This window comes from Armatimonadota bacterium (assembly GCA_031460175.1).
GTDB classification, from domain to species: Bacteria; Sysuimicrobiota; Sysuimicrobiia; order Sysuimicrobiales; family Sysuimicrobiaceae; genus Sysuimicrobium; species Sysuimicrobium tengchongense.
Genome location: JAVKGW010000003.1, coordinates 153,257 through 176,556, shown reverse-complemented (window position 1 = coordinate 176,556; position 23,300 = coordinate 153,257). Strand labels below are relative to the sequence as shown.

Genomic DNA, 23,300 nt, shown 5'->3' with positions numbered 1-23,300 from the left:
TAGATTTTATCATACATAATGCCGCCCTACCCCCGGCCGGTTCCCCGAAACGCGCCGCGCACCGAGGGAGGGGACGAGGGCGCCGGGGGGATCGCGCTCGGTTCGAGCCGGGAGGGGGCGCGCCGGAACTCCGGCTTCCACCGGAGCCAGTACCGCTCCAGTCCCGTAAACAGGCCGAAGAGGGCCAGGATCACGCCCACCACGAGGAGCACCAGGGCGAGGGTGAGGCGGGCGTTGTAGGTGCTCTGCGCAAAGGAGAGGAGGTACCCGAGTCCGCGGCTTGCCGCCACGAATTCTCCCACCACCGCCCCCGTGAAGGCGAACCCCACCGCCACCTTGAGCCCGCTTACAAGCCACGCGGCCAGGGAGGGGAGGTACACCTCCCGGACCACGTCCACGGAGCGCCCGCCCAAAGTCCGCACCCGATCCACCAGGCGCGGGTCCACCTCCCGGATGCCGGTGTAGATCGCGAAGAACACCACCACGCACACCAGCACGAAGCTCAACGCCACCTTGGAGGCCAAGCCGATCCCCAGCCAGATGACAAACAGCGGCGCGAGGATGACCCGGGGGATGGCGTTCAGCAGGGCCATCACCGGCTCCAGGATCTCCGCCGCGGGTTCGAAGGTAGCCGCAGCAAGCCCCAAGATCCCGCCCACACCTACCCCCAGGCCCAGCCCGCCCAGGGCCTCCAGAAGCGTGGTGCGCACGTGTCCCCAGAATCCCGGGCTTGTGCCCAGCCCGTAGAGAACGCCCGCCACCTCCGTGGGGGGTGGGAAAAGCAGGGGATCCAGCCACCGCAACCGGGCCGCAACCTCCCAGGCCACAAGCCCCACCACAAGGACCGCGGTGCGCCTCACGCCGCCCCCTCCCACCCCATCCGGGCCACCTCCCGCCGGAGATCCTCCCAGATCCGGGCGAGGATCTCTCCGAACCGGGGATCGGCCCGCAGCCCCATGAGGTCCCGCGGCCGGGGGAACGGCACCTCATAGGTGCTCACCACCCGGGCGCGGGGGCCCGCGGACATCACCGCCACCCGGTCTGAGAGGAGCAGCGCTTCTTCTAAGTCGTGCGTGACCAGCAGGACCGTGAGACGCTCCTGCTCCGCCAGGACCAGAAAGTCCCGCTCCACCAGGTGCCGCACGATGGCGTCCAGGTTCGCAAAGGGCTCGTCCATGAGCAGCACCCGTGGCCGGCTCGCCAGGACCTGAGCCAGGGCCACCCGCTTTTTCATCCCGCCCGACAGCTCCGCCGGGTAGTGTCGGGCAAACGCGCCGAGTCCCACCCGCTCGAGCCAGCGGAGGGCTTCCTCCTGGGCTTCGGCCCGGCCCGCGCCCCGGAACCGCAACCCCAGGGCCACGTTCTCCTGAGCGGTGCGCCAGGGCAGGAGCGCGTCCTCCTGAAACAAGATCCCCACCACGGGACTGGGGCCGTTTACGGGCTGGCCCAGGACGCGAACATCACCATGCGTAGGCCGCAACAGCCCCGCGATACACCGCAGGAGCGTGCTCTTCCCGCACCCGCTCGGCCCCACCAGACCGACGAACTGGCTCTCCGGCACTTCCAGGTGGAGGTCGGAGAGCACCCGGTGCGGCCCGTAGTCCACGGTAAGCCCGAAAACCTCCACGGCGTTCATAGGCTGCCGACGACCTCGTTGGACACGAGCTCCTCCACGCGGACAGCCCCCGGCAGCAGCCCTGCCTGCCGCTGGATCTCCGCCACCCGTCGCACCGCCTCCAGGTCGATGCGGCCCTCCTGGGGGTACAGGGACCGCCGGTGCCGGGCCAGTACCCGCTCGAAGAGGCCCTGTTCCCCGCCCGCGATCAGCTCCCGGGGAAGCGCCTGCACCACGAGCTTCGGGGTCCCGTAGTGGACGTAGCGGAGGGCACGGGTGAGCGCTCGGGCAAGGGCCCGCATCTCGTCCAGCCGGGCGGACCACTCGTCCCGGCGCACCGCCACCCCCATGAACTCATACGGCCCCCCGAGGAAGCGCTCCGCCTGTTGGAGATCCATGAGGTTTACAAGCACGCGCCCCCCTGCCCGCTCGATCAAGGTCAGGGCAGGCTCCTGAACCATGCCCGCGTCCACATGCCCCACCCGGAGGGCGTCGAAGAGGTTGGGGCCCAGGACCGCGAACTGCACCCGATCGGGCCGAACCCCTGCCCGACGCAGGAGGTAGAGGGCGAGGGCATGGTCCGCGTTCCCGAGCCCGGAAACCCCGACGGTACGGCCCTCAAGATCCCCCAGCGCACGGATGGCGGAGGCTGTCCGAGGAGCGGTGGCGAGGGCAAAGAGCGGCAGGCGGCCCGTGGAGAAAAAGCGCACGATCCGGGCACCTCTGGCGAAGGCCGCAAGCGCCACGTCGAAGGAGGTGGCCGCGTAGTCCACGGCCCCACCCACCAGAGCCTGCATGGCCGCGGTCCCGCCCCGGAAGTACACGAGCTCCACCTCCAGCCCCTGCTCCGCGAAGTACTTCTGAAAGCGGGCTACCTCATAGGGCACCACGCACAGCAGCTGCCCGCAGAACCCGAGCCGGATGCGGCGCGTTCCCTGGCCCCAGGCGGGCAGGCCCCATCCCGCAAGGCCCATGACGCCCGCCCGCACAAGCCAGGCGAGGAAGGCCCGGCGGGAAACGGGGAAGTCTCCTTCGAGTTCCTGGCAGCAACTAGAAGCAAGCTCACGCGGGACGCGCATCCTCAACACCTCCCGTCCGGAATCTCAGGTAAGGAGGGCATGCGGAGGCTAGGCGGACTTCCCGCCTACCCCCGCCGGGGACACAAGGGGCAACCGCGCGGAGGAAGCGTGCGAGGCGAAAGGATCACGGTCATCTCACGGGGATTCTACCACGGCTTTCCCGCAGGCAGGGAGACCCGGGAGGGGGAAGCCCGGGAGGCTCCGCACCGCCTCGGAGAGGTCCTCGAACCGGTCCACGTCGTGCAGAAGCCCCAACGTCCGGACTTCCTCCACGACAACGCCCGCGGCCGTTAGCCGCCTCCGGTGGCGTTCTGCACTTCCCGGGCCGAAGGCAGGGGCAAACGGACAGCGGGGCGGAAGGAGCAGCGCATTGGTCCCGCCGTCCCGGGAAGGCGCGAGCGCAGCAGCCCCCCGCGCCTGCCACGGACGGATCAGCCGCAGGAGGTCCTCCGGACGGAGCAGCGGCAGGTCCGCGGCCACGAGCAGACACGTGCCCGCCCCCCGCACGAGGGTCAGGGTCTTCCCGAGGGTCTGGTTGAGATCGCCCCCCAGTTCGGGGAGCAGGCCCGCCCCGTAGCGCCTCGACAGCTCCGCGATCCGCTCGTCCCCACCCACCACGTAGACCTCGGAAAGCCCCGCCTCCCGGCAGCTGCGGAGCACCCGATGCAGCATCCACAGGCTCAGCTCCGCCCGCTCCTCCGGGGTCAGCAGAGGGTTCAGGCGGGTCTTCGCGGCCCGCAGGGGTTTCACCGGAATCAGCACCCGCATCCCGCAAGCTCCAGGAGGCGCCGGGCAAGCGAGCGCCGGTCCTCCGGGGTCCGCATCACCGTCTGGGCCACCACCGCCCGCATCCCCAGCCGTTCCACCTCCGGTGCCAACGCCGCATCCGCGGCATCCAGCACGAACACCTCCACCAGGCCCCGATACAGTGCAGCCACGCCCACCGCATCGGGTCGGTGGCCGAGGGACCGCATCATGGCATCCGCGGGTCCCTTGAGGGCCCGACCCGCCACGAGGGGACTGACGGCCACCTTCGAGGCAGGACTGCGCCGGATGGCTTCCTGAACCCCCGGAACCGCCAGGATGGGACCGATGCTCACAAACGGATTGGAGGGGCCAAGCACGATGGTCTCGGCCTTCTCCAGGGCTTCCAGGACCTCCGCCGTGGGCCGGGCCTGCTCGATCCCCGCAAACCGGATCTCCAACACCGGATCCCGATGTCCTCTGCGCACGAAGTACGTCTGAAAATCCAGCTCCCCCTCCGGCGTCCGGACCATCGTGCGCACGGGGTCGTCCGTCATGGGGAGGACGCGGTGGGGCACGCCCAGCCACCTGCTCAGCCGTTGCATGACCTCCGTAAGCCGCATCCCCTGTCGCAACCAGTGGGTGCGCAGGAGGCTCGTGGCCAGATCCCGATCCCCCACCCGGAACCATGGATCCTCCCCGTACACGGCCAGCTGAGCCAGCACGGCGAAGGTGTCCCCCCGAATCCCCCACCCCCGATTCGGGTCCACCTCTCCCACCAGGGTGTACAGCAGGGTGTCCAGATCCGGACAGATCCGCAAACCGTACCAGTCGAGGTCGTCTCCCGTGTTCCCCACGATGGCCAGTCGACCGGGAGGCAGGACGGCCGCGAGTCCCTCCGCGAGTTTCGCTCCCCCTCCGCCTCCAGACAGGAGGACCACTAGATCACCCACAGGACCTCCTCCGGGGCCTTCCGGGGTGGGGTCGGCGGGTGGTGTCGGGGGTATCCGAGGGTGATGAAGGCCTGGGGCTCCCAGGTGCGAGGCAGCCGGAGGATCCGGCGCACGAGGCCCTGGCAGAACAGCGGGGCGCAGCACCAGCAGGCCCCCAGTCCCAGGGCATGGGCCGCCAGGAGCAGGTTCTGGATGGCCGCGGCCACGCTCTGGACGGCCATGGTGTGCTCCGCCCGCCGCTGATGGCGACGGGGATACCGGTCCATGTCCTCCATGGTGAGGCAGGGCATCAGCAGCAGCGGGGCCGCGATGAACCGCTCCAGGGAGAACCGGATCTCCACCCGGATCACCTTCTCGTCCACTCCCCGCTCCCGCATCTCCCGCTCCCAACGCCGGGCCATGGCCAGGACCAGACGGTGCCGCACCTCCGGATCCTGCAGGACCACGAACCGCCACGGCTGCGCGTTGTGGGCGGAGGGTGCCAGGGTGGCCGCCTCCAGAAGCCGGTGCAGGACCTCCGGAGGGAGACGGTCGGGGGTGTAGAACCGCACGGACCGCCTCCCCCAAAGCACGGACCAGAAGGGAGCTTCACCGCCCTCCTTCATCCGCCCGCTCCGGCTATAGCCCGGCCCGGTTCCGTCATCCTCGCGGGATCCAGGATTCGGGCGAGTTCCTCCTCCGAAAGGCTGGTGCGCTCCCGGGCCACCTCCCGGATGGTCCGGCCCGTCCGGGCGGCCTCCTGAGCGATCTTGGCCGCAGCGTCGTAGCCGATCACGGGGGCGAGCGCGGTGGCCAGCATCAGGCCCCGCTCCACAGTTTCCGGCCCACGGCTCGTGGCCCGCAGTCCCGCGATGCACTGCCGGGCGAAGTTCCGGCTGGCGCTGGCCAGCAGGACGATGGCCTCCAGGAGGTTGTGGGTCATCACGGGCATCATGGTGTTCAGCTCGAAGTTCCCCCACGTGTTGCCCACGGCCACCACGAGGTCGTTGCCCAGCACGTGCGCGCAGACCTGGATCACGGATTCCGGGATCACGGGGTTGACTTTGCCGGGCATGATGGAGGACCCCGGCTGCACCGCAGGCAGTTCCAGTTCCCCCAGGCCCGCGTGCGGGCCAGAGCCCATCCACCGGATGTCGTTCGCGATCTTCATGAGGGCGGTGGCGTAGGCGCGTAGGGCGCCGCTACAGAACACCACGGCATCTAGGCACGCCTGGGCCTGGAAGTGGTTGTCCGTCTCCCGCAGGGGCATCCCCAACGCCTCCGAGAGGCGGGCGATGACCCGGCGGGCGAACTCCGGATGTGCCCCGATCCCGGTCCCCACCGCGGTTCCTCCGAGGGGCAGCTCCTGGAGCTCCTCCTCCGCCTTCTGCAGGCGTCTCAGGGCCCGCTCCACCTGTCCCGCGTACCCCAGGAACTCCTGCCCGAGCCGGATGGGTGTGGCGTCCATGAGGTGGGTGCGGCCCGTCTTGATGACGGGCATGAACTCCTCCGCCTTGTGCCGGAAGACCTCCAGGAGCTCCTGCAGGGCAGGACGGAGCTCCTCCCGCAGGAGCGTGAGGGCGGCGAGATGCAGGGCGGTGGGGATCACGTCGTTGCTGGACTGGCCCAGGTTCACGTGGTCATTGGGATGCACGAGCCGACTGCCCCGCGACCCGCCCAAGAGCTCCGTGGCGCGATTCGCGATCACCTCGTTGGCGTTCATGTTCGTGGAGGTTCCACTCCCGGTCTGGAAGATGTCCACCACGAACTGGTCGTCCCACCGCCCGTCCGCCACCTCCTGGGCCGCCTGGACGATCGCCTGCGCCACGCGGGCATCCAGCAGCCCCAGCTCCGCGTTCACTTCTGCCGCGTACCGCTTGATGAGGCCCAAAGCCCGCAGGAACGCCCGGGGGAACCGCAGGCCGCTGATGGGGAAGTTCAGGACGGCCCGTTGGGTGCTGGCCCCGTACAGGGCCTCCGCGGGGACCTCCATCTCGCCCAGGGAATCCCGCTCCACGCGTACATTGCCCCGGCTCTCGCTCATGGTCCTCCCTCCTCCCCGTGAGTTTTCCCTCCCCCCACTTCCGGTTCTAGCGCCAGCGACGCCCGGCGCAAGTGCTCCAGGGCCCGCACCCGCTGGTTGGAGACCGTGGTCACCTCCTGTCCCATGCGCTCCAGCTCCTGGACCGCCGCGCGGATCGCATCCCGCACGATCCCCAACACCCGCTCCTCCCGCCCCAGCCGCCCGAGCCCCATCCGCTGGCCCAGCAGGTACAGGCTCGCCGTGAAGGGGGCCAGGAGGGTGTACGGCACGAGGATGACCCGGTCCGGGATGAGATCGCGCAGGGCGCTCCGGCACAGGGCGTAGACGGGATCCGGAACCGCAGCCACGCCGAACCCCGCACAGGAGGGATCCACCAGGTAGCGTTGGGCGATCTCCTGCGCCCGCTCCCGGACGGATCGCACCAACCGCCGCTCCACCTCCCGGCGGGTCCCCTCATCCGCGGCCTCCCACGCGGATATGAGCTCCGGCGCGACCAGCTTGCTGTCCAGGGGGACCAGAAGGCCCCCCGGTAAGACCAGGGCGAACTCCACCTCCCCACCGCCCATGCGCACCCGTTCCCGAATCCAGCCCTCCGGGAGCCAGCCCAGGTGCCCTTCCATCCATCGCTCGCCGAGCTGCCCCCCGCCCCGCCCGAGCAAGGTGGACACCAGCCTGCCGACACCCTCCTCCACCTCCTGCACGCGGCGCTCCACCGCAGCCAGCCGCTCCACCTGCCGGGTCACCACCTCCAAGGTGGCGTGCAGGGCTCCCAGCCGCTCCGCGGTCCCCCGCAGGGGATCCCCGGCCTGCAGGGAGACGGCGGAGACAAGAGAGGCCAATCGGGCTTCCAGACGGACCAGGAGCAGGAGGAGGATCCCGAGACCCGCGAGGACGATCCCGACGATCAGCGGATCAATCGCCATCCCCGTCGCCCGAGGCGTGTTTCTCCAGCAAGGGAAGGAGTTCCTCGAGCGTCCGGATGAGGGGGACGTCGGATTGCTGGTAGACGTAGTCCCGGTCCAGCAGAACGGGCTGGATGCCGGCCGCCCGGGCCCCTTGGACGTCCGCCTCGTAGGAATCGCCCACGTGCACCGCGGTGTGCGGCGCCAACCGGAGGGCATCCAGGGCGACCCGGAAGATGCGGGGGTCGGGCTTGGCGGCTCCCACCACGGCACTCGCCACCACCACCTCGAAGGCATCCAGCAATCCCACCCTCCTCAACACCTCCGGCAGGTCCGGTTCCCAGTTGGAGACCACCGCGAGCCGGTATCCCCGGCGCCGCAGCTCCTCCAGGACCTCCGGAACCTCGGGATAGGGCGCGTACTCGGGGCGCACCTCCGCCAGGATCCGGTGCATGTGCTCCGCCAGCTCCTCCTCCCGCCCCGGGACCTGCAGGTGGGCGATCATCTCCCGCAGGAACCGCCGCTCCACCTCCGGGTTGACCGAGTCCGGCATGAGCGGAGTCAGCAGATCGCTCGCCCGCGCGTACGCCCGCTGCAGCGCCTCGCGATCAAGGGCCAGATCGAAGGCCGCGAGCGCCTCCTCCCAGATGTCGAACCAGGAGGGCCGACCCTCCAGGAGGGTGTGACCTGCATCCAAAAGGACCGCCCGGATGCCCACCGCGTGTCCCTCCAACTTCCTCTCATCCAAACAGGATACGCCACGGGGCTATTGTACACGGCCTCACTCCCTCCCCGTCGGCGCCCCGGCGGGCGCGTTGACAGGGCTTCCGGGGCTGGGCTACGGTAGAGGTGCAAAAATGATCTTATTGTCCGCATTACGGACAAGCCATCGATTCCGGGAAGTGGGATCCCGCGGCTTCCCGGATGGACTTTCGGGAGGATGCCCATGTCCCCAGCCGAACATCCGGAAGTCCCCCTCGCGGAGATCCTCGAAGGGTTCCGGTCCGTGACCACCCCATCGGTGGCGGATGCCGTGGACCGCGTGGTGCACCGCCCGGGCTTCATGTCCCATGAGATCAAGCCCGTGGTGGCGGGAAAGCTGGTGGGGCCTGCGGTCACGGTGTTGGAAGGTCCCGGTCTGGAGGCCGGACCTCCCCAGCACGCGCTGGAGGCCATCGACACCGCCCGTGCGGGGAGCGTGCTCGTGATCGGAACCGTGGACCCTGCAGCCGCCCGGGACGTCGCCTGTCTGGGGGGGCTGATGGCCACCGCGGCCGTGGTCCGGGGTCTTGGGGGAGCCGTTCTGGACGGAGGCGTGCGGGACGTGGAAGAGATCCGCCAGCTGGGGTTCCCCGTGTTCGCCCGAAGCGTGGTGCCCGCCACCACCGTGGGGCGCTACGGGACCCTTGCCCGGGATCTCCCGGTCCCGTGCGGCGGGGTGTGGGTGCGGCCCGGAGACATCATCGTGGGCGACACGGACGGCGTGGTGGTGGTGCCCCGGGAGCACGCCGCGGAAGTCCTGGCGGTGGCCTTGGAGATCGAGCAGACGGAGCGCCGGATGGCCGCCCGGATCCGCGAGCTCGGCTCCATCCGGCGTGCCTTGGAGGAGCTGGGACGCATCTAGTAGGAGGGAGGGTGCCGGAACTCGTCACGTTGGGAGAGCCCATGGTGGAGTTCGTGGCCCTGGAGAAAGGGCCTCTGGAGGAGGTCGTCACCTTCCGCCGCGGATGGGGCGGGGACACCAACAACGTGGCCGTGGCCGCCGCGCGCCTGGGCATGTCTGCGGGGTGCATCACCCGGGTGGGGCAGGACGAGTTCGGGCGTTCCCTCCTCGCCCTGTGGGATCGGGAAGGAGTGGACCGCTCCCGGGTGGTGGTGGATCCGGAGGGATACACCGGGATCTACTTCATCAGCTTCGACGCCGCGGGCCGACATGCCTTCACGTACTACCGAAAGGGCTCCGCGGCGAGCCGCTTGGGCCCCGAGGACGTGGATCCCGAGTACGTGGGGAACGCCCGGGTCCTCCACACGAGCGGGATCACCCAGGCCATCTCCCCCACCGCCCGGTCTGCCGCGGAAGCCGCGGTGGACGTGGCACGGGCACGGGGGGTCACCGTGAGCTACGACCTGAACCTCCGACCCCGGCTGCTCCCCCTGCCGGAACTCCGGGCGGCGGTCCTCGGGACCCTGCCGCAGGCCGACATCGTGTTTCTCAGTCTCGAAGACGCCGCCTACCTGGACGACACCTGCGCTCCCGAAGTCTTGGTGGAACGCCTCCTGGAGCAGGGGCCGCGCCTTGTGGCCCTCAAGGAAGGGGAACGGGGCTGCCTCGTGGCCGATGTGACGGGCGCCCGGGTACACGTCCCCGCCTACCCCGTGCAGCCCGTGGACACCACGGGCGCGGGAGACGCCTTCGACGCAGCCTTCCTGGCGAAGTGGACGCGGGGAGCCTCGCTGGAGGAAGCCGCGCGGTTCGCGAACGCGGTGGGAGCCCTGGCGGCGTGCGGACTGGGGGCCGTGGCCGCACTCCCGCTTCTGGCCGAAGTGGAGGCCTTTCTGCGAGAACGACAGCATGTCACAGGAAGGAGGGGATCGGGATGAGAAGACGCTCCACGGCACGGATCCGGGGAGGAACGGTCGTTGGGTTCCTGCTCGTGGCGGTGGTGTTCGCCTTCCTCCCCGCCACGCAGGCGGCTCCCGCCCTCACCAAGCTACGGGTGGGCATCGTGGCGGCCGTGGACCAGCTGGGGGTGCCCGTGGCGTTGGATCTGGGACTATTCGAGAAGTGGGGGCTAGATGTCACCATCGCCACGCCGTATCCCACAGGCGTGGACCTCCTCAACGCGCTCCAGGCGGGGGAGATCCAGATGGGGCAGGTGGGGGTCCCCATGATCGGTGCGGTCCTCCGGGGAATGGACCTGGTCATCCTGGGGAACTACAGCGGGAGCGCGGTGCGGCTCGGGGGAGACCACACCATGGCCCTGGTGGCCCGCCAGGGCAGCGGGATCCGGACCATCCGGGACCTGCGGGGGAAGCGGATCGCGGTGTCCTTCGGGACCATCAGCCACCTGTACATCCTCGGCATCCTGGAACGGGCCCGGCTCACCGTGAACGACGTCACCCTGGTGAACACGCCGCCCGCGGAGATGCCCGTGGCTTTACGGGGCGGGGCCGTGGACGCCTTCGCCACCTGGGATCCGTGGCCGGTGATCGCCCTCGCGAACGTCCCGGGAAGCTACGAGGTGGTCCGAGACGGCGGATTCATCGGCTTCATGGGGTTCAACGTCGCCCTGCGGCCGTGGGCGGAGCGCAACCAGGAGACCATCGAGCGGTTCCTGGCGGCCCGGGCGGAGGCGGACAAGTTCATGCGGGCGGAGCCCGTGAAGACCGCGGTGATCGCCGTACGCTGGTTGCCGGGCCTGCGGCCTGAGGTCGCGCTCCGGGCGGTCCGCAACAACCTCCCCACGGTGGACATCCGGATCTCCTGCTACAATTATCTGGCCCTGCACAACGCGGTGCAGACCCTGCACCGGTTGGGGTTCATTCCCGGAACCTTCGACGTCAACCGGGTGTTCATGCCCGGACCGATCCTCAACGTCATGCGCCGCCATCCGCAGCTCTTCGACGACCTCCCTCCCATCCCCCCGCGGGCCCGGGTGGGTCCCGGATTCACCTTCCAGGGCAGCTGCCCGTAGCGCCCGGTGGTGGAGGGGATGCGACCTTCAGCCTCCTTCCTCCGATGGCTCGGGGAAGTGATGTGGTTCGTGGTCCCTTTCCTCGTGCTCCTGGGGGCGTGGTGGGCGATCGTCCGGATCTCGCACGTCCCCCTCCGGGTCTTCCCCGCCCCCGGGGACGTGGCGCAGGCGTTCCAGGCACAGGCGCGCACGGGCGCCCTGACGGCCCATGTCTGGGCCAGCCTGCGCCGGGTGGCGATCGGCGCTTCCCTGGCCATCGCGGCCGGCATCCCTCTCGGCGTCGCCATCGGCACCAACCGCACCGTCGCTGCCCTCTTCACGCCCATCCTCCGGTTCTTCTCCGTCCTCGCGGGCATTGCCTGGATCCCCCTCGCCACCCTGTGGTTCGGCTACGGATTCGGGGCCATCACCTTCATCATCTTTAACGCGGTCTTCTTCATCGTGCTCTACAACACCATCCTGGGCGTCACCAGCATCCCGCAGGTCCTCCGGGACGCCGCGCGGAGTCTGGGAGCGAACCGATGGCAGGTGCTCGTGGAGGTCCTCCTTCCCGGAGCCCTCCCCAACGTCGTCACGGGGATCCGGACGGGGATGGGGTTCGCCTGGCGCGGGCTCATCGCCGCGGAGATCATCGCCACCAATGCCGGCCTCGGCTACATGCTCTTCCTGGCCCGGGATTTCTACCGAACGGAGGTCATCGTGCTGGGGATGATCCTGATCGGGATCATCTGGGTGCTCATCGACCGTCTCCTCCTCGCCCCCGTGGAGCGCCGCACCATCGAACGGTGGGGGCTCGCGCGCCCGGTCCCATGAGGCCGTTCTTCTTCCGGACCCTCCACCGCCTCCTCTCGCACCCCGCCGTGCAGGGGGCCGGTCCCTTCCTCCTGCTCATCGCCCTGTGGACCCTGGTGGCGGAGCTGAGGATCTACCCCCGGGCCTTCTTCCCCAGCCCCGGAGAAGTGGTCTCCGCCTTCTCCGCCCTGGTGTACAAGGGGATCCTCCCCGCCTACCTCCAGGACAGCGTGACCCGATTGGCGGTGGGAGCCGCGGCGGGGACCGCGGTGGGGATCCCCCTCGGGTTCCTCATCGGCCTTTCCCCCACCAGCTACCGGTTCTTCTGGCCGCTCGTCCTCTTCTTCCAGGCCATCGGGGACATCGCCTGGCTCCCCATATTGCTCATCTGGTTCGGGTTCACCCTCACCACCGTGACCTTCGTCCTCGTGTACACCGTGATCTTCCCCATGATCTTCAACACCGCTCTGGGGGTCCGTTCCGTCCCCCTGGAGATGATCCGCGCGGCCCAGAGCTTGGGGGCCTCCCCGGCGCGGGTTCTCTGGGAGGTGCTGATTCCAGGAGCCCTCCCGAACATCATCACGGGGCTGCGGAACGGGCTCGGCTATGGGTGGCGGGCCCTGATCGCCGCGGAGATCATCGTGGGCACGAGCGGCATCGGCTTCATGATGTTCGACGCCCGCCGGAGCGGCAGCGTGGTCGAGATGATCCTGGGGATGATCCTGCTGGGGCTCCTGTGGTACGCGGTGGACGCCTGGGTGCTCCGTCCCCTGGAACAGGCGACCATCGAACGGTGGGGCCTCGTGCGCCCCGCATCCTGAGGGATTCCGTGGAAGGCCTGGTGATCCGCAACCTCACGAAGGTCTATTACGACCCGTACATGGGCCAGCACGTGGTGGCGGTGGAGGACATCTCCCTCACCATCGGTCCGGGGGAGTTCGTGGCCATCCTCGGACCCAGCGGATGCGGCAAGACCACCCTGCTGAACATGGTGGCGGGCTTCATCCCGCCCACCCGGGGGGAGATCCTCCTGAACGGGCGCCGGATCACGGGCCCGGGGCCGGACCGGGGGGTGGTGTTCCAGAGCTTCGCCCTCTTCCCTTGGAAGACGGTCCTGGAGAACGTGGCGTTCGGCCTCAAGATGCGAGGCCTCCCCCGGGCGGAGCGGGAACGGATCGCCCGGGAGTACATCGCCCTGGTGGGTCTGGAGGGATTCGAGCACCGCTATCCCCACGAGCTCTCCGGCGGCATGCAGCAGCGGGTGGGCGTGGCCCGGGTGCTGGCCAACGATCCGGAGCTCATGCTCATGGACGAGCCCTTCGCCAGCGTGGACGCTCAGACCCGGATGAGCCTCCAGGAGGAGCTCGCCCGCATCTGGGAACTCCGGCATCCCACCATCCTCTTCGTCACCCACGACGTGGAGGAGGCGGTGTTCCTCGCAAACCGGGTGGTAATCCTCACCCACCGCCCCGGACGGGTGCGCACCATCCTGGAGGTGCCCCTTCCAAGACCCCGCCGCTGGCGGGATCTATTGGAGGATTCCGCGTACAAGGCCCTGGTGGCCCACGTCTTCGACCTGCTGCGATCCCCGCAGGAGCCCAGTCGCCCGGCCCAAAAGCCCGCCGCGGCTTCCCCGACTCCTCACCCGGGGGAGCCGCAAAGGCCGTGGTGGCGCCGGCTCCTGGAATCGCGCCTCGGACGGGCTCTGCTCGCGGTGACGCTGGCGGCGGGCGGCTGGCAAGGGTGGCTGGAGTACCAGGCCCGCACCAAGATGCCGGTCTTCCTGGAGCACCACCTCTCCCCGCGGGGGACCGTGGACCTACTCGTGCAGCTCCCCTTCCCGCCCGAGCGGTTCCACATCCTCGCCCTGCAGCGCTTTGGCCGGGTCTCCGGAACCCGAGAGCACGCGGTGGAGCTTCGCAGCGTCCCTCCCTCCAGGGTGCGGGAGATCGCCCGGTTGTACTGGGTCCGGGGCATCCTCCCCCTCTCGGAGGTCCCTCAGATCCCCCCGTAGGACCCCGATCCTTCGGACGAGGGATCGAGCAGTCCCTTGCGCCGGAGCACGGAGAGGACGGTGGTCCACGGGAATCCCCGCCGGGCCAGGTACGCGCCCAACCGCCGGGCGGCGACCTCGGGCTTTAAGCCCCGGTACGCGCGCAGGCGCGCATCGGCGAGCCGCTCCGCCAGCTCCGCCTCGTCCTCTTCCCGGATCGCCCGGAGAGCCTCCTCCGCCACCTCGCGGCTCACGCCCCTCGCGAGCAACTCCTTCCGGAGACGGGCAAATCCGAGTCCCCGGCGGGCCCGCCGGGACGTCACCCACAGCCGTGCGAACCGGAGGTCGTCCAGGAGCCCTTCCCGTTCCAGCCGCCGCTGGACCGCTCGCACCGTCTCGGGCGGGCCCAGGCGGGCAAGGTACCGGCCGAGCTCCGCGGTGGATCGCGGCCGGCGGGCAAGCAGGTGGAGAGCCCGTCGGTAGATCCGGCTCTCCCGATCCGCTTCCCGCAGGTGCGCCAGCATCTCCTCTGACACCTCGCTTCCCCCCGCGATGCCAAGTGCCCGCAGGAGATCTTCTGGGAGGTGCAGACTCTCCCCACTCGTCAGGCGAACGCGCACGAATCCCCGTGGGGTCCGACGAAGGCGCACCACGCGATCCGCCATTTTCAGGGGATCAGGAGGATCTTCCCGGTGGACTCCCGACCCTCCAGCCGCCGCTGGGCCGCGGCGGCCTCCGGGAGGGGGAAGGTCCGGTCCACCCGCACCCGGAGCTCCCCCGTGCGGACCCAGCTGAGGACATCCCCCGCTCGCCACAGGATCTCCTCCCGCGTGGCCGTATAGTGCCAGATGCTCGGCCGGGTGAGGTAGAGGGAGCCCTTCTGGCTGAGGACGAGGGGATCCACGGGGCCCACGGGCCCGCTGCTCTGCCCGAAGGAGACCATCATGCCCCGGGGCCGCAGGCAGTCGAGGCTGCGGTCGAAGGTGTCTCGTCCCACGGAGTCGTACACCACGTGGACCCCCTGCCCGTCCGTGATCCGCTTCACCTCCTCCCGGAAGTCCACCCGGGTGTAGAGGATGACCTCGTCCGCCCCCGCCTCCTGTGCCAACCGGGCCTTCTCCTCCGTGGAGGTGGTCCCGATCACCCGGGCGCCCCGGCGCTTGGCCATCTGCACCAGCAGCAGCCCCGTGCCCCCCGCCGCCGCGTGGATGAGCACCACGTCTCCGGGCCGGATGGGGTAGGTGGAATGGGTGAGGTAGTGGGCGGTGATCCCCTGCAGCATCACCGCCGCGGCCTGTTGGCCCGTGACGCCCTCGGGGATCGGAACCAGGCGCCAGACGGGGGCTACCACGTACTCCGCATACGCCCCCTGCACGTTCGTGAACGCGACCCGGTCTCCCACCCGCACCTCCCGGACATCCGGCCCCACCGCCTCCACCACCCCCGCTCCCTCCTGCCCTAGGGTCACGGGCAGGTCAGCCCGGTAGAGGCCCCGGCGCTGGTAGATGTCGATGAAGTTCACGCCCGCGGCTTCCAGCCGGACCAGGGCCTGGCCGGGACCGGGGGTGGGCGTGGGAACCTCCTCCACCTGTAGGACTTCCGGCCCGCCGTGTTCGTGGATGCGCACCGCCCGCATTCTTCCCTCCGCACGGGTTTTTAGCCAGGACGAGCCCATTGTACAATCCGGGTCCAAAGGCGCGGGGCGTGGGGGAGACCTAACCGAACAGATCCCGGGCTCTCGGGCGGACCAGCGCCCGGGCGGATCGTCCATCCCGCTCCACGGGCGCCCCCCGGATGAGGACGAGCGGGCGCCGTTCCGCGGATTGCCCCATGAGGAGAGTGGCCCCGGAAGCCAGCTCGTCCGCCACGGCCTCCACGGACGTGCGGAGGGTGTATCCGAAGAGGTCCGTGCGGCCCCGGTGATCCAGGAACGGAGACAGACCCGAAAGCCCGATACACACCCCCACCGCTCCCTCCCGGTGCGCCCGGCCGTGGGTGTCCGACACGATCACCCCGCACCGGGCTCCGAAGACCCGCTCGATGCGCTCCCGGATCTGGTGTGCGGACCGATCCGGATCCTCAGGCAGGAGGACGACCTTCCCGGGCCCCGCGTTGGACTGGTCCACGCCCGCATTGGCACACACGAACCCGAGCCGGTGGCGGGTGATCAGCAGGCCCGGACGGCTGCGGAGCACCTCCGCGGACTCCCGCAGGATGACCTCCACAAGCCGCGGGTCCTTCCCGACCTCCCGGGCCAGGGACTGAGCCCGCGGGGAGGGGACCACGGTTTCCAGGGAGACGATCCGCCCCTCCGCGATGGAGACCACCTTGTGCGCGATGACGACCACGTCCCCATCCCTCGGGGGAAGGCTCTCCAGACACCGCACCACCATCCCGGGGAGGTCGTCTCCCGGCCGGACCACGGGGAACTGCTCCGGGGCGTGGTACCAGATCTCCATGGCTGCGGCTTATCGTCCCTCATGGTAGCACGACGTCTCCAGGCAACACCCAGAAGGCAGCGGACCAGGCCCGGGCACCGCCACGGCCCACGCACTCCACCCGCACGAAGTCCTCGTCCATCCTCGGCTCGTACTGCGCCGCCGGGCCCGGGGCCTCGTACCGGAGCCGGTGCTGGGCATCGTAGAACCGGATCCGGGAAGCGTCCGTCTCCGCGAAGACGCACCCCTCCCGAACCCCGAACCGCGCCGTGGGCCCCGTGCTGGCGTACACCGCTCCCCGGAGCAGGGCGGTCCGAAGGGCCTCCTGGGTGATGGCCTCCACCCGGACCACGATCCATCCCCGGTTGAAATCCGCCTCCTCGTGGAGGTCATCGGAAGCCACGGGGGCCACGGGACAGCCGGGACCCTGGCGACGGCACGCGGCCACCCACCGTCGCACATCCTCCTCCGGATCCGAGTGAGGGTTCCACACCTCCACCAACCGGTACCCCCGCAGGCGCCGGAGAGCAGCTTCCGTCCACTGGGCACTCCAGAGGTTCCCTTTCCAGCTGGGGTGGTTCAGACAGGCGACGCCTCCCTGAACGGCCACATCCTCCAGCAGGGCCCGGGCATTGTGCCCTTCCGGGAGCCGGCGCACGAACAGGCAGCCCAGGTGCGGCCCGAGGGGCCGCACGGGACGAGGAACGGTACGCTCCACCCCCGGGATCAGACAGAAACCAGGGTCCCCCCCTCCTTCCACCTGGGTGATCCGGTCGTGGTCCGTGAGGGCCAGGAAGGCGTACCCCGCCTCCCGGTAGCGGTCCACCGCCTCCTCCGGGCGGAGTCTCCCGTCCGAAGCGGTGGTATGACAGTGCAGCTGGGCCTTACACTCCCTGCCCGGCACCGCGTACGGATCCAGAATGCGAAGGGACGCCGCGCACACCGTAAGCCCTCCGCGTTCCAGCGGTTACAATGACGGGGGAGAGAACCGGAGGCGGGAGGATGCACCATGCGGGTCCGGGTCCGGCTCTTTGCCGTCTATCGGGAGGCCATCGGAACCTCCCTCCTGGAAATCAACACGGACGGGGTGGCCACCCCTGCCTCCCTCTGGACCCACCTCACCGCCCGCTATCCAACTCTCCGGGCCCTGCCCTCCCCCCGCTTCGCGGTCGGAGAGGAGTACGTCCCCGAAACCCACCCCCTCCGGGAGGGGGACGAGGTGGTGCTGATCCCGCCCGTGAGCGGGGGAGCTGAGGCCTTCGTGGACCTCACGGAGGTGCCCATCCCCGTGGAGGACTTGCTGCGCCACGTGCGGCACCCGAACGCGGGCGCGGTGGTCCTGTTCTTGGGGACCGTGCGGCAGAATGCGCGGGGGCAGCAGGTGCTGCACCTGGACTACGAGGCGTACACCGCCCTCGCCCGCAGGGAGATGCTGCGGATCGCGGAGGAGATCACGGCCCGGTGGCCGGTGCTGCGGGTGGCCCTGGTGCACCGGCTGGGACGCCTGGAGGTGGGAGAGATCAGCGTGGCGGTGGCGGTCTCCGCCCCCCACCGCCGGGAGGCCTTCGAAGCGGGGCGGTACGCCATCGACACCCTCAAGGTGAGGGTCCCCATCTGGAAGAAGGAGGTATGGACCACGGGGGCCCGCTGGGTCGGCGTGGACGAACCCCGCGTCCCGTAGGGCCCGGGGAAGGCGAGGATCCGCGGGGCTCACGGGCGCACGCCCGCCGTCTGGTCGGCCTCCTGGTACACCTCGATCATCCGGAGGTAATTGGCCGCGACCCGCTGAGCGGCCTCTTCCCGGCTCGTCTTCCCTTCCAGATAGCCCTGGAGGGGATCGTGCCAGATGGTGCGGCCGATGGCGAATCCGATGTATCCGGGAACCCCGGCCCCCGCCTGCAGCCAGCGGACCACCGCGGCCTCGTCCGCGCCCCGGCCCAGGACCACGCACGCCACCCGGTCGCGGCCTCCGGAGCGCACTTGCGCGCTGACCCGCTCGCAGTCCGCGCGATCTTCCAGCCCCTCGATCTTCCACACGTCCGGCTCCACCCCCGCCTCCTGGAGCGCCCGAACGGCAGCCACCATGAGTCGGGGCCGGACCTCCCGATCGTAACGGTTCACGTCTCCCCCCACGGCGGCGAGCTGGAACTCCTCCGGCGGGATCAACAGCTCGAAGAGGAACTTCCGACCTCGCGCGTGCAGCCAGTCCGAGAGCCGCCGGAGTTTCTGAATCTGGCGCCGGTTCAGTGCCTCGTCCCCTTCGGGGTTGTACCGCACCAGGACCTTTGCGAAGGTGGGGTCGAAGGCCTCGATGTGCGCCCCGAAGGCCTCCCCGTACTCGAAGTCGAACTCCCTCTGGCCGGACTTCTCCACGGGCATGGCAAAGAGATACCCCTTCGATCTGGCGGTCCGGGCGATCTCCGCCCCGAATTCCTCATCCACCAAGATCCCGCACGCCTCCCGGGGCGCGCCCTCGCCCAGGGCCCGTTCGAACCCCTCGAAGATCACCTGCTTTGCCTCGGAGATCCTCTGGCGGTCCTCCGGGGTGGGCTCGCCCTTCACCCCCACCAGCTTCTTGAAGGACTCCCGGTGATCGAAGGCCAGGATGTACAGGGGACTCGTGTACCCGAGGGGCGTGCTCATGCTCCTCCCTCCTCTCTCGGCACCACGGGTTCCCGGTCGATCTGGGCCCGCTGGAGCCGGCCACTGTAATCGATGTAGACGGACTTCCATTCCGTGAACACATCCAACACCTGAATCCCCCCCTCCCGGTGTCCGTTCCCCGTGAACTTGGTCCCCCCAAAGGGCAGGTGGACCTCCGCCCCGATGGTTCCGTGGTTCACGTACACGATCCCCGTGTGAAGATCCTCGACGGCCCGCATGGCCTTCTGGATGTCCCGGGTGAAGATGGAGGCGCTGAGCCCATAGGGGACGTCGTTCACGATGCGGATGGCCTCCTCCAGGTCTTCCGCCTGCAGGAGCGCCACCACGGGGCCGAAGATCTCCTCCTGGGCGATGCGCATGCGGGGGTCTACCCAGTCGAAGACCGTGGGCCGGAAGAAGAATCCCCGCGCGAGGTCCCCCTCCATCGCCCGCTCCCCACCCACCCGAACCACCGCTCCCTCCTCCTGCCCGATCCGCACGTACCGCTCCACCTTCCGCAGCTGCGCCTCACTCACGAGGGGCCCCACCTCGGTTTCCGGGTCCAGGCCGTTTCCCAGCCGGAGGCGTCTGGCCCGGTCCACCAGAACATCTACCATCTCCCCGTGCACCCGGGGGTGCACCACGATGCGGCTGCAGGCGGTGCACCGCTGTCCGGTGGTCCCAAAGGCACTCCACGTGAGGGCGTCGGCCGCCAGATCCAGGTCCGCGTCGTCCATCACGATGGCCGCGTTCTTCCCGCCCATCTCCAGGGACACCCGCTTGCCCCGGGAAGCGCACTTCTCCGCCACCTGCAGGCCCACCTCCGTGGACCCTGTGAAGGAGATCAGGGCCACGTCGGGATGCTCCACCAGGGCCGCGCCCGCTTCATCCCCGCCCAGAACCAGGTTCAACACCCCGGGCGGCAGTCCCGCTTCCTCCAGCAATCGCACGAACTCCACGCCCAGGATGGGGACCTCCGGCGCGGGCTTGAAGACCACCGTGTTCCCGCACACCAGGGCCGGGACGATCTTCCAGCTGGGGATGGCGAAGGGGAAGTTCCACGGCGTGATGACGCCCACCACGCCCACGGGCTGGCGCACGCAGTACGCGGCCTTGTGGGGCATCTCGCTGGGCGTGGTGTACCCGTGCAGGCGGCGTCCCTCGCCCGCGAGGAAATAGGTCATGTCAATGGCTTCCTGCACATCCCCGCGGCTCTCGAGGAGGATCTTGCCCATCTCCAGGGTCATGAGCCGTGCGTAGTGCTCCTTGCGCCGCACCAGGAGCTCCGCGGCCCGGTAGAGGATCTCCGCCCGCCGGGGGGCAGGGATCTTGCGCCACCTCGGGAAGGCCTCCTTCGCCGCGACCACCGCCTCCGCCACGTCCTCCGGGCCGGATAAGGCACACAGCCCCAGGACTTCCCCGGTGGCAGGGTTGACGGACTCGAAGACAGCACCCGATCGAGCGGGCACCCACCGCCCGCGGATGTAGTTGTGGTAGACCTCCGGCATGCCGCCTTACCTCCGCGCCCGGCTCTGGGCAAGGAGCCGATCCGCCGCCTGGAAGAAGGCCTGGGCCGCGGGAGAACTAGGGTGCGTGCGCACAACGGGCTCCCCGCGATCGCTCCCCTCCCGCACCCGGGGATCGAGCGGAACCTCGGCCAGGAGTTCCGTGCCGATGCGCTCCGCCAGCGTCCGCCCTCCGCCCTTTCCGAAGAGGTAGACGGGATCCGCCTCCGGATGGGGACGGTAGTAGGACATGTTCTCGATCACCCCGGCCACCCGCATCCCCACCTTCTCCGCCATGCGGGCGGCCCGCTGGGCCACCTCCACCGCGGCCTCCTGAGGAGTGGTCACGATGATCATCTCCCCCCACGGCAGCAGCTGTGCGATGGAGATGGAGACGTCCCCGGTCCCGGGGGGGAGATCCAGCAACAGCACCTCGATGTCTCCCCAGTGCACCTCCTGGATGAAGGTGGTGAGGGCCTTATGGAGCATGGGCCCGCGCCAGATGACGGCCTCACCCGTGTCCACCAGCATGCCCATGGAGATGGCCCGAACGCCGTCCCGTTCCAGGGGCAGGATCATCTGGTCGATCACCGTGGGCCGTCCCTGGATCCCCAGCATCTTCGGGATGCTGAACCCGTACACGTCCGCGTCCAGCACCCCCACCCGCCGCCCGCGGTGCGCCAGGGCCGCGGCCAAGTTCGCGGTCACCGTGGACTTCCCGACCCCTCCTTTGCCACTCGCCACGGCGAGCACGCGCACCCCGCTCTCCGGCCGGAGGAAGGAGGCCGGCCGGCCGGGCATCTGCGATCCCCGCAGCTTCTCGATGAGGGCCTGTCGCTGCTCCGGGGCCATCACGCCCAAGTGCACCTCCACCCCCTCCACCCCGGGAAGCCGTCGCACCCGCTCCTCGATGGACTGGACGATGGTCTCCCGGAGGGGACATCCCGCGATGGTGAGCAACGCCTCCACCCGCACCACCCCGCCCCGGATCTGCACGTCCCGGACCATGTCCAGATCCACGATGGACCGGTGCAGCTCCGGGTCCTGCACATCCCGCAGCGCCTCGAGAACCTGCTCCCGGGTGGGCCCCTTGCGAAAGCCGAGCATGCCGCCTCCTCGCACTCCGTGGTCACCTCCATCGTACCACCCTACTCCGAGGGCCGCAGGAGGACCCCTTCGTACGGCCGGAGCTCCACGGGGGCCCGCTCCGGACCGGACCGATCAAGACGGGTGGAGAGGAGGACCTCACCCGAAGCCTCCACGGACCGTGCACGGTCCGAGAAGTTGAGGGCCGCCAGGACCCGATCCCGATCCGTGAAGCGCTCGTACGCGTAGACGCCCGGCGGCGCAGGGAGGGACCGGTAAGCCCCCACCAAAAGCGCGGGGGTCTGCCGGCGAAGATGCAGCAGGCGCCGAACGAGGTGGAACATGGAGGACGGGTCTTGCCGTTGCGCCGCCACGTTCCGCACGCGGAAATCCGGAGGGAGCGGAAGCCAGGGGATCCCCGTGGTGAACCCCGCTCCCGGAGAGTCGTCCCACGGCATGGGGGCCCGGGACGCGTCCCGGGACCACCGGCCCCCGTGCTCCCGAAGTCCGGGCAGGTCCCGCACCTGGTCCGGAGAGAGCTGTAGATCCTGGAGGCCCAGCTCGTCCCCGTAGTAGAGGGTTGGGGTCCCCCGCAGGGTCAGCAGCAGGAAGTGGGCGAGCCGGGTCCGCTCCTCCCCCAGGCGGGTGGCCACCCGAGGTCGGTCGTGGTTCCCGAGGACCCAGCTGGGCCAGGCCCAACCCGGCAAGAGGGATTCGTATGCTTCCACCAGGGCTTTCAGGTCTTCCGCGGTCCACCGCTCGGCCGGGAGATCCACCAGGGCGAAGTTGAAGGGGAAGTGGCACTCCGGTGCTTCCGGAGAACCGTAGTAGGAGATCAGGATCCCAAAGGGTGCATACACCTCCCCGATGAGGACGCGTTCCCGACCGGGCTCGCTGCACCGGTCCACCAGGGCCCGGAAGTGCCGGAGCACCGCGTGGGTCTCGGGCTGGTGGTCCGTGTACAGGTGGATCAGGCGGTCCCGTTCCCGCATCCCGGGCTGCCAGGCGGGGTTGGGCGGTTCGTCCCGGAAGGAGGCATCCTCCACGAGGTGGGCTGCGGCGTCCACCCGGAACCCGTCCACCCCGCGCTCCAGCCAGAACCGCATCACCTCCAGCATGGCCTCCAGGACCTCCGGGTTCCGGTAGTTCAGATCCGGCTGCTCGGGGAGGTAGTGGTGGAGGTAGTACTGCCCGGTCTGCGGGTCCAAAGTCCACGCGGGTCCCCCGAAGAAGCTGAGCCAGTTGTTGGGAGGCCCTCCATCCGGCCGCGGGTCCCGCCACACGTACCAGTCCCGCTTGGGGCTCGTGCGGCCGCGGCGGGATTCCACGAACCACGGGTGGTCGCTGCTGGTGTGGTTGGCCACGAGATCGAGGATCACCCGCAGTCCACGTCGGTGCGCCTCCCCCACCAGGCGATCGAAATCGGCAAGCGTCCCGAAGACGGAATCCACGTTCCTGTAATCCACCACGTCATACCCGAAATCCCTCTGGGGGGAGGGATAGAAGGGGCTGAGCCACACGGCCCCCACGCCCAGGTCCGCGAGATCGTCCAGGCGCTGGAGGATCCCGGGGAGATCGCCCACGCCGTCCCCGTCCGTGTCCTGGAAGGACCGGACGTAGATGTGGTAAACGACCGCGGTCCGCCACCAGGGAATCCGCGCCCTCGGATCCACGGCCCGGAGGCTATCGCTGCGGGACGTACGACCTCCACTCAAGGCGGCAGTCGGAGCACTTCAGGGCTCCGTACACGTTGTAGTAGCTGGCGTACCCGGTGCTGGTGTCCGACTTGGCCAGGGTCATCTCATGAACCCCCCTCCTTCTTCCGGGTTTCG

General features: G+C 69.6%; 24 protein-coding genes. 7 read left to right on the top strand and 17 right to left on the bottom strand.

What is annotated here, in order from left to right; all coding sequences use genetic code 11:
• Window positions 1–26: 26 nt before the first annotated feature.
• The 9 genes from QN206_05710 to QN206_05670 form a co-directional block, all read right to left on the bottom strand.
• Complete coding sequence (locus tag QN206_05710) at window positions 27–860, bottom strand: ABC transporter permease subunit (GenBank protein MDR7614304.1); 834 nt, start codon at window positions 858–860, stop codon at window positions 27–29.
• A complete protein-coding gene (locus tag QN206_05705) occupies window positions 857–1,636 on the bottom strand; it encodes an ABC transporter ATP-binding protein (GenBank protein ID MDR7614303.1) in 780 nt (259 codons plus the stop codon). Before QN206_05705 ends, QN206_05710 begins: the two co-directional genes overlap by 4 nt.
• Window positions 1,633–2,694 (bottom strand): ABC transporter substrate-binding protein, encoded by a 1,062-nt coding sequence (locus QN206_05700; protein MDR7614302.1) that lies wholly within the window; start codon window positions 2,692–2,694, stop codon window positions 1,633–1,635. Before QN206_05700 ends, QN206_05705 begins: the two co-directional genes overlap by 4 nt.
• A 135-nt stretch (window positions 2,695–2,829) precedes the next feature.
• Window positions 2,830–3,462 (bottom strand): 2-phospho-L-lactate guanylyltransferase, encoded by a 633-nt coding sequence (gene cofC, locus QN206_05695; protein MDR7614301.1) that lies wholly within the window; start codon window positions 3,460–3,462, stop codon window positions 2,830–2,832.
• Window positions 3,450–4,391: a 2-phospho-L-lactate transferase gene (cofD, locus tag QN206_05690; protein ID MDR7614300.1), complete on the bottom strand. Its 942-nt coding sequence runs from the start codon at window positions 4,389–4,391 to the stop codon at window positions 3,450–3,452. The genes cofC and cofD overlap by 13 nt, the downstream gene beginning before the upstream one ends.
• Entirely contained in the window at window positions 4,379–4,996 is a 618-nt protein-coding gene (locus tag QN206_05685; GenBank protein MDR7614299.1) for a nitroreductase family protein, read from the bottom strand. Before QN206_05685 ends, cofD begins: the two co-directional genes overlap by 13 nt.
• Window positions 4,993–6,414 (bottom strand): class II fumarate hydratase, encoded by a 1,422-nt coding sequence (locus QN206_05680; protein ID MDR7614298.1) that lies wholly within the window; start codon window positions 6,412–6,414, stop codon window positions 4,993–4,995. Before QN206_05680 ends, QN206_05685 begins: the two co-directional genes overlap by 4 nt.
• A complete protein-coding gene (rmuC, locus tag QN206_05675) occupies window positions 6,411–7,337 on the bottom strand; it encodes a DNA recombination protein RmuC (protein MDR7614297.1) in 927 nt (308 codons plus the stop codon). The genes QN206_05680 and rmuC overlap by 4 nt, the downstream gene beginning before the upstream one ends.
• Window positions 7,327–8,034 (bottom strand): HAD-IA family hydrolase, encoded by a 708-nt coding sequence (locus tag QN206_05670; GenBank protein MDR7614296.1) that lies wholly within the window; start codon window positions 8,032–8,034, stop codon window positions 7,327–7,329. The genes rmuC and QN206_05670 overlap by 11 nt, the downstream gene beginning before the upstream one ends.
• A 228-nt stretch (window positions 8,035–8,262) precedes the next feature.
• On the opposite strand from QN206_05670, the gene QN206_05665 reads away from it, so the two are divergent.
• The 6 genes from QN206_05665 to QN206_05640 are packed head-to-tail and all read left to right on the top strand — an operon-like array spanning window position 8,263 to window position 13,817.
• Window positions 8,263–8,940, top strand: coding sequence for an RraA family protein (locus QN206_05665; protein ID MDR7614295.1), 678 nt, complete (start codon window positions 8,263–8,265; stop codon window positions 8,938–8,940).
• 11 nt (window positions 8,941–8,951) lie between these two features.
• A complete protein-coding gene (locus tag QN206_05660; GenBank protein ID MDR7614294.1) occupies window positions 8,952–9,917 on the top strand; it encodes a sugar kinase in 966 nt (321 codons plus the stop codon).
• Window positions 9,914–11,011, top strand: a complete 1,098-nt coding sequence (locus tag QN206_05655) for an NrtA/SsuA/CpmA family ABC transporter substrate-binding protein (GenBank protein MDR7614293.1) — start codon at window positions 9,914–9,916, stop codon at window positions 11,009–11,011. The genes QN206_05660 and QN206_05655 overlap by 4 nt, the downstream gene beginning before the upstream one ends.
• Before the next feature lie 18 nt (window positions 11,012–11,029).
• Window positions 11,030–11,824, top strand: a complete 795-nt coding sequence (locus tag QN206_05650) for an ABC transporter permease (protein MDR7614292.1) — start codon at window positions 11,030–11,032, stop codon at window positions 11,822–11,824.
• The gene (locus tag QN206_05645; GenBank protein MDR7614291.1) at window positions 11,821–12,624 is read left to right on the top strand and encodes an ABC transporter permease; all 804 of its coding nucleotides are present in this window, start codon (window positions 11,821–11,823) and stop codon (window positions 12,622–12,624) included. Before QN206_05650 ends, QN206_05645 begins: the two co-directional genes overlap by 4 nt.
• Before the next feature lie 8 nt (window positions 12,625–12,632).
• Complete coding sequence (locus QN206_05640) at window positions 12,633–13,817, top strand: ABC transporter ATP-binding protein (GenBank protein MDR7614290.1); 1,185 nt, start codon at window positions 12,633–12,635, stop codon at window positions 13,815–13,817.
• Here QN206_05640 and QN206_05635 read toward each other — a convergent pair.
• The 4 genes from QN206_05635 to QN206_05620 all read right to left on the bottom strand — a co-directional run bounded on the left by QN206_05635 (window position 13,802) and on the right by QN206_05620 (window position 17,177).
• Window positions 13,802–14,461: a regulatory protein RecX gene (locus QN206_05635; protein ID MDR7614289.1), complete on the bottom strand. Its 660-nt coding sequence runs from the start codon at window positions 14,459–14,461 to the stop codon at window positions 13,802–13,804. The genes QN206_05640 and QN206_05635 overlap by 16 nt on opposite strands.
• 2 nt (window positions 14,462–14,463) lie before the next feature.
• Window positions 14,464–15,432 (bottom strand): quinone oxidoreductase, encoded by a 969-nt coding sequence (locus tag QN206_05630; protein ID MDR7614288.1) that lies wholly within the window; start codon window positions 15,430–15,432, stop codon window positions 14,464–14,466.
• A 79-nt stretch (window positions 15,433–15,511) separates the two neighbouring features.
• The gene (cofE, locus tag QN206_05625; GenBank protein ID MDR7614287.1) at window positions 15,512–16,255 is read right to left on the bottom strand and encodes a coenzyme F420-0:L-glutamate ligase; all 744 of its coding nucleotides are present in this window, start codon (window positions 16,253–16,255) and stop codon (window positions 15,512–15,514) included.
• Between the two features lie 19 nt (window positions 16,256–16,274).
• Window positions 16,275–17,177 (bottom strand): CehA/McbA family metallohydrolase, encoded by a 903-nt coding sequence (locus QN206_05620; GenBank protein ID MDR7614286.1) that lies wholly within the window; start codon window positions 17,175–17,177, stop codon window positions 16,275–16,277.
• Window positions 17,178–17,243: 66 nt separating this feature from the next.
• Between QN206_05620 and QN206_05615 the strand changes: the two genes are divergently transcribed.
• Window positions 17,244–17,915 (top strand): molybdenum cofactor biosynthesis protein MoaE, encoded by a 672-nt coding sequence (locus QN206_05615; protein MDR7614285.1) that lies wholly within the window; start codon window positions 17,244–17,246, stop codon window positions 17,913–17,915.
• Window positions 17,916–17,944: 29 nt separating this feature from the next.
• On the opposite strand, the gene QN206_05610 is transcribed toward QN206_05615, so the two are convergent.
• From QN206_05610 to QN206_05595, 4 genes are read right to left on the bottom strand one after another with little or no spacing between them, the layout of a single operon-like run.
• The gene (locus QN206_05610; GenBank protein ID MDR7614284.1) at window positions 17,945–18,877 is read right to left on the bottom strand and encodes a DUF2090 domain-containing protein; all 933 of its coding nucleotides are present in this window, start codon (window positions 18,875–18,877) and stop codon (window positions 17,945–17,947) included.
• Window positions 18,874–20,385 (bottom strand): aldehyde dehydrogenase family protein, encoded by a 1,512-nt coding sequence (locus QN206_05605; GenBank protein MDR7614283.1) that lies wholly within the window; start codon window positions 20,383–20,385, stop codon window positions 18,874–18,876. Before QN206_05605 ends, QN206_05610 begins: the two co-directional genes overlap by 4 nt.
• Before the next feature lie 6 nt (window positions 20,386–20,391).
• Entirely contained in the window at window positions 20,392–21,489 is a 1,098-nt protein-coding gene (locus QN206_05600) for an Mrp/NBP35 family ATP-binding protein (protein MDR7614282.1), read from the bottom strand.
• Between the two features lie 41 nt (window positions 21,490–21,530).
• Window positions 21,531–23,123: an alpha-amylase family glycosyl hydrolase gene (locus QN206_05595; GenBank protein MDR7614281.1), complete on the bottom strand. Its 1,593-nt coding sequence runs from the start codon at window positions 23,121–23,123 to the stop codon at window positions 21,531–21,533.
• Window positions 23,124–23,300 lie beyond the last annotated feature (177 nt).